The sequence below is a fragment of the Holdemanella sp. genome, assembly GCF_056804935.1.
Window position 1 is genome coordinate 1 of sequence record NZ_DBMEXE010000116.1, and the last position, 5,103, is coordinate 5,103.

General features: G+C 35.1%; 5 protein-coding genes. All 5 read right to left on the bottom strand.

Annotated elements, in window-relative coordinates:
* On the bottom strand, nucleotides 1-648 hold a 648-nt coding region (locus ACZQCL_RS06200), incomplete at its 3' end, for a MetQ/NlpA family ABC transporter substrate-binding protein (protein ID WP_482482280.1).
* Nucleotides 649-666: 18 nt separating this feature from the next.
* Nucleotides 667-1,365 carry a methionine ABC transporter permease gene (locus ACZQCL_RS06205; protein ID WP_227994071.1) on the bottom strand — a complete coding sequence of 233 codons (699 nt, stop codon included), beginning with the start codon at nucleotides 1,363-1,365 and terminating at the stop codon, nucleotides 667-669.
* Entirely contained in the window at nucleotides 1,358-2,404 is a 1,047-nt protein-coding gene (locus ACZQCL_RS06210) for a methionine ABC transporter ATP-binding protein (protein WP_329993393.1), read from the bottom strand. Before ACZQCL_RS06210 ends, ACZQCL_RS06205 begins: the two co-directional genes overlap by 8 nt.
* A gap of 224 nt (nucleotides 2,405-2,628) precedes the next feature.
* On the bottom strand, nucleotides 2,629-3,549 hold the full coding sequence (locus ACZQCL_RS06215) for a LysR family transcriptional regulator (protein WP_329993391.1): 921 nt from the start codon (nucleotides 3,547-3,549) through the stop codon (nucleotides 2,629-2,631).
* Between the two features lie 99 nt (nucleotides 3,550-3,648).
* A complete protein-coding gene (locus ACZQCL_RS06220; RefSeq protein ID WP_337532860.1) occupies nucleotides 3,649-4,854 on the bottom strand; it encodes a M20 family metallopeptidase in 1,206 nt (401 codons plus the stop codon).
* Nucleotides 4,855-5,103: the final 249 nt, after the last annotated feature.

Consider the following 5,103-nt stretch of genomic DNA (forward strand, 5'->3'; position numbering starts at 1 on the left):
TCTAAATGTATCAGCAGAACCACAAGTACCAATCTGAATAACTTTCTTCCCATCTGAATTTGATTTATATCCTTCAATATCGCTCACAAAATTTTTATCGACTGTATAATCTTTATCATAATCAAATGCAGGAACACTCGCTCCTTTATTCTTTTCTAGAATATATTCAGCCACTAACTGACTTTGGTATGCCTTTACTACCTTTTGATAATCCTCATTATCTTTATCGGCAGTACGTGCAACGATCACATTAATAAATGGATTGTCACTTCCTACTTCTTGTACTTCTGTAATCAAGCCATCCTTTTTAGGTTTTAATCCAGCTGGAATCGCATATGTACCATTGATTGTAGCTGCTCCAAAATCATCCAAAGTCGAAACCAATGTATTGGCTTGCGTAGGAACAATTTCAATATTGTATTTATACTTCGTAACATCCTTCAATTCTGGAGTCCAACCAGCCTTGTCATCCACGTCAATCAAGCCAGCTTTTTCTAGAAGCAATAACCCTCTTCCACCATTTGTGGCATCGCTTGGAATACCAATTTTTACAGGTTCACTTGATGACTTTGATGAACATCCTGTAAGTAATGTTGTAGCTACTAAGCCTGCTGTTAAAAATGTTTTAAATAATTTATTTGTCTTCATAATCCTTTTCCCTCTCTTTTATTTATGAAATAATTCTTTATTCGTTGTTGCTTTTGACAATGTATTTCCCAATAATTGAATCAACGAAACAATGATCAATAATAAGATCACACATAAATTCACAACATCTTGATAATGTAAGTTTTGTCCATAATTAATTGCGAACGAACCAATTCCACCAGCACCAACTGCACCTGCAGAAGTTGTTAATCCAATCAATGAAATAGCCGTAATAGTTGTTACACGAATCAAATCCGGTAACGCCTCATGCAGATAAACACGAAAGATAATTCCTAGTGTTGAGCTTCCCATGCTTCTAGCAGCCTCTATTTTTCCTGGATTTACATCCGCTAATGCCGTTTCGACTTGTCTTGTGTAGAATGGAACCGCTCCAAAGACTAATGGAACAACAGCCCCTTTGACTCCAATCGAAGTACCCGCAATACTTCGTGTTAACGGAATCAAGAAAATCAATAGGATGATAAATGGTACTGCTCTAAAAACATTCGTGATAACTTCTAGAATAAAATGAATAATCCGATTTGGCTTAATACCATCTGTCTTTGTGACAATCAATGATATTCCAAAAGCCCCTCCAATTAGTAATGTAATCAAGCCTGCGATGAAAAACATTTGATACGTTGCAGTCAATGCTATTAAAAATATATCCCAGTAATTGGCAACGTTTGGAAAAAAATCCGCTATAAATTTAGGCATGATGAATCACCTCCACTTTTACATTAGATTCATGTAGAAAATCTATGGCACGCTGTACATTTTCCTTAGTCCCTTCAATTGAAGCAATAATGCCACCCAAAGCATCCGCATTAACGACATCTACATTGGCCAACATGATATTTACATCCACATTATATTCACGAGATATTTTTGAAATGGTTGCACTACCAACACTATCTCTAGTGAATGTAAGTTTAACTAATTTACAATCCGTAGGAATAATTGTCTTATTCTCAATCAACTTTGTTATATTTGATAATGAAGATGAGGAATTAATAAATTTCTTCGTGATTTCTTCTTTTGGATTGGCGAAGATATCATATACATCTCCTTCTTCAACAACCTTACCATTCTCCATAACTGCCACACGATTTGCGATAGATTTAATCACACTCATTTCATGTGTGATCAAGATAATTGTTATTCCTAATCTTTTATTTAAATCCCTCAATAACTTTAGAATGGATTCTGTCGCATCTGGATCTAAGGCAGAAGTTGCTTCATCACTAAGTAACACCTTAGGATTGTTTGATAAGGCTCTTGCGATGGCTACACGCTGTTTTTGTCCACCCGATAATTGTGATGGATACACATATTTTTTATCTGCCAAATCTACAAGATCTAATAATTCATCCACACGAGTTTCAATTTCTTTCTTTGATAACCCCGTATATTTTAATGGGTACGCCACATTATCAAATACAGTGCTTCGATCTAATAAGTTAAAATGTTGAAAGATCATTCCTATGGATCGTCTTAACTCTCTTAATTTCTTTTGACTTATATCTAAACTTCCTTGATTTGCACTTACCTTTCCAAATCCTTCAATTTCAATACTTCCAGAATCTGGAATCTCTAAAAAGTTCAAGCAACGAACCAAAGTACTTTTACCAGCACCAGAATATCCAATCACCCCATAGATTTGCCCACTTTCAATATGTAGTGAAACATCATCTACGGCATGTACGTCTGCATTCTTTAAATGATAGGTTTTATCCAAATGTTCTATATTAATCATTTATAACACTCCAATCTAACAAAAAAAGCCGAGGACTTTCCCCGGCAATCGCACACTTAAATAAGCGACAAACGAATTGAAAACCGGGTCACATTTTTTAACATATACATTTGCATCATTGACATCATCATTGTTTTCATTTTCGTTTCCTCCTTGCATGTTTGTATTCTACAAGAAGGTTATGTTATTGTCTAATTGTTAAATTTTTTAAGCAGTTATAAAAATTATTTATTACTAAAATAATCCTTCATCGTTTGAATATACGTACTACCAATCTCACTCAACACTGTATTTTTCCTTGTGATATACCCAATTTCCATCATAGAATTGGGATTCTCTACATTCGCTTCATAAGGCACAACTACATAGTCATCCCCATTCAAATCACGACTAATAATTCCAGAACATAAAGTATATCCATTCAGTCCTCTCATTAAATTCAGCATCGTAGCACGATCATTCACTTGAATCTTTCTTGGAAATTCATTTTCAACCAATATCTCCTCTGCCGTATACATCGAAGGATTATCACCTTGATCAAAAGTCATATTTGGATATGGCAATAATTCTTCATATGTAATTGATTTTTTCTTGGCAAGAGGATGCCCTTTATACAAATATACAAAGGCATCGCAATCCGCTAATTTATGAAATTCTAAATTCCATTCATCAAATTGTTTCATCATAAAACGACGATTATAGTTGGATAAATATAAAATGCCTATTTCACTTAATGAATTACCTACATCCTCAATAACATGCATCGTCTTTGTTTCGCTAATCGCAAAATCATATTTAGAAGTCCCATACTTCTTCACTGTATCCACAAATGCTTTGGTCGCAAATGAATAGTGCTGGCACGAAACACGAAACTTATTTCTTCGTAAACTTACATCTTCATAGCGATTTTTTAACAATTCATATTGTTGGTACAACTGTCTTGCGTATGTTAAAAACTCTTGTCCTTGTTGCGTCACAGTGACTCCATGACTTGTACGATTAAAGATTTGAATATCTAGTTCTTTTTCAAGTGATTGAATGGCAGACGTTAAAGTAGGCTGAGACACAAAAAGCTTTTCAGCCGCCTTATTCATAGATTTCTCATCTGACACCGTTAATACATAAAGTAATTGTTGAAGCGTCATTTTCAGTCTCCTTTATTTATATAATTTTAATGAATATTTGTTGATTTTCAAGATTCCATAAAATAAAAGAGCTTGAAAAGCCCTTTAAACGTAAAATAATTAATTCTCTTTTTGATGTTCTACATGCCAAGCATGATCCTCTTTCACTTTCGCAAGTTCTTCTGGATTTTCAAACAATTCGAGTGCCGTAAAAGCCAATGCTTTTGCTCCTTTGACAATCGCATCCATTGCCTTTTGACTACATGAAGCATTGACCATGTCTTGACTATGTCCTGCAATCTGTACATCTGTAATACTAATATGAGGCTGAATCGTAGGTACAACCTGACTAATGTTACCCACATCACTACTTCCTGGCATTACCACATCTTCTACATGTTTTACAGTATTGCCAAGTTCTGTAATATATTTTTCATAGATTGCATCTAAAGAAGGTGTTAAAACCATATTTTCTACAAGATTTTGATACAACTTCATACTCGATGTACAACCCGTCTGTAAAGCTGAACCCTTCACAATATTCTCTACTTTTTCATATAACTCATGCAACGTATCAATATCGGCAGCTCGAATATAATATTTGGCCTTTGTGTATTCTGGAATGACATTGGGAGCTGTTCCCCCATCAATAATCACGCCATGAATACGAATGCGATCTGTTAGTTGTTGTCGTAAAACACCAATGGCTGCATATGTTAAGATCTGCGCATCCAACGCATTGATTCCATCTTGAGGACATCCTGCTGCATGCGCCGGTTTTCCCCAAAATTCAATATCTACAGGTGCACATGCATAATTACGTGTACTTAATCCATCTTCTGGACCTGAACCTGGATGCACGCATAGGGCAAAATCCACATCTTTTAAATATCCCTTCTTCACAAAAGAACCTTTGGCACTTCCATTTTGTCCACCCTCTTCTCCAGGCGTACCATATACACGTACTTCTCCACCAATTTGATCCACGACACTTTTTAAAGCAGCACCCGCAAGAGAAGAAGTAGCACCAAACACATTATGTCCACATCCATGGCCTAAACCTGCAAGAGCATCATATTCTGCTAGAAAAACAACCGTAGGACCTGGTTTATTACTTTTGTAGGTTGCCGCAAAGCCTGTACGATGTCCTGCCGCTGGTAATTCAATCTCAAAGCCTTCTTTTTTTAATTGTTCACTCAAGGTTTGAGAAGCAAAATATTCAAAGTCACTAACTTCTGGCTTGGCATGAATAGCCAAAGAAATATCTTGATATACTTTTGCGTTTGTATCTATAAATTGAGAAATTTGATTCTTTAATTCTGACATAAAATAGTTCCTCCTAAAAGTTGAGTCTATTGTACAAAGAACAAGTGCTATATTCAAATTCTATTTATTTATATCTAGTTATAAATTATTTTTATATTTCAAGCAAAAAGAAAAACGGCATAGCCGCTTATTCTTTCGTTAGATCCTCCGTCAACTTCTCGTAATTTTTATACATCTATACAAAAAAAACATCCCGTTGTGCTGTCACAACGGGTATTCTTTATGATTCATTCAATGCTTGTACTATTT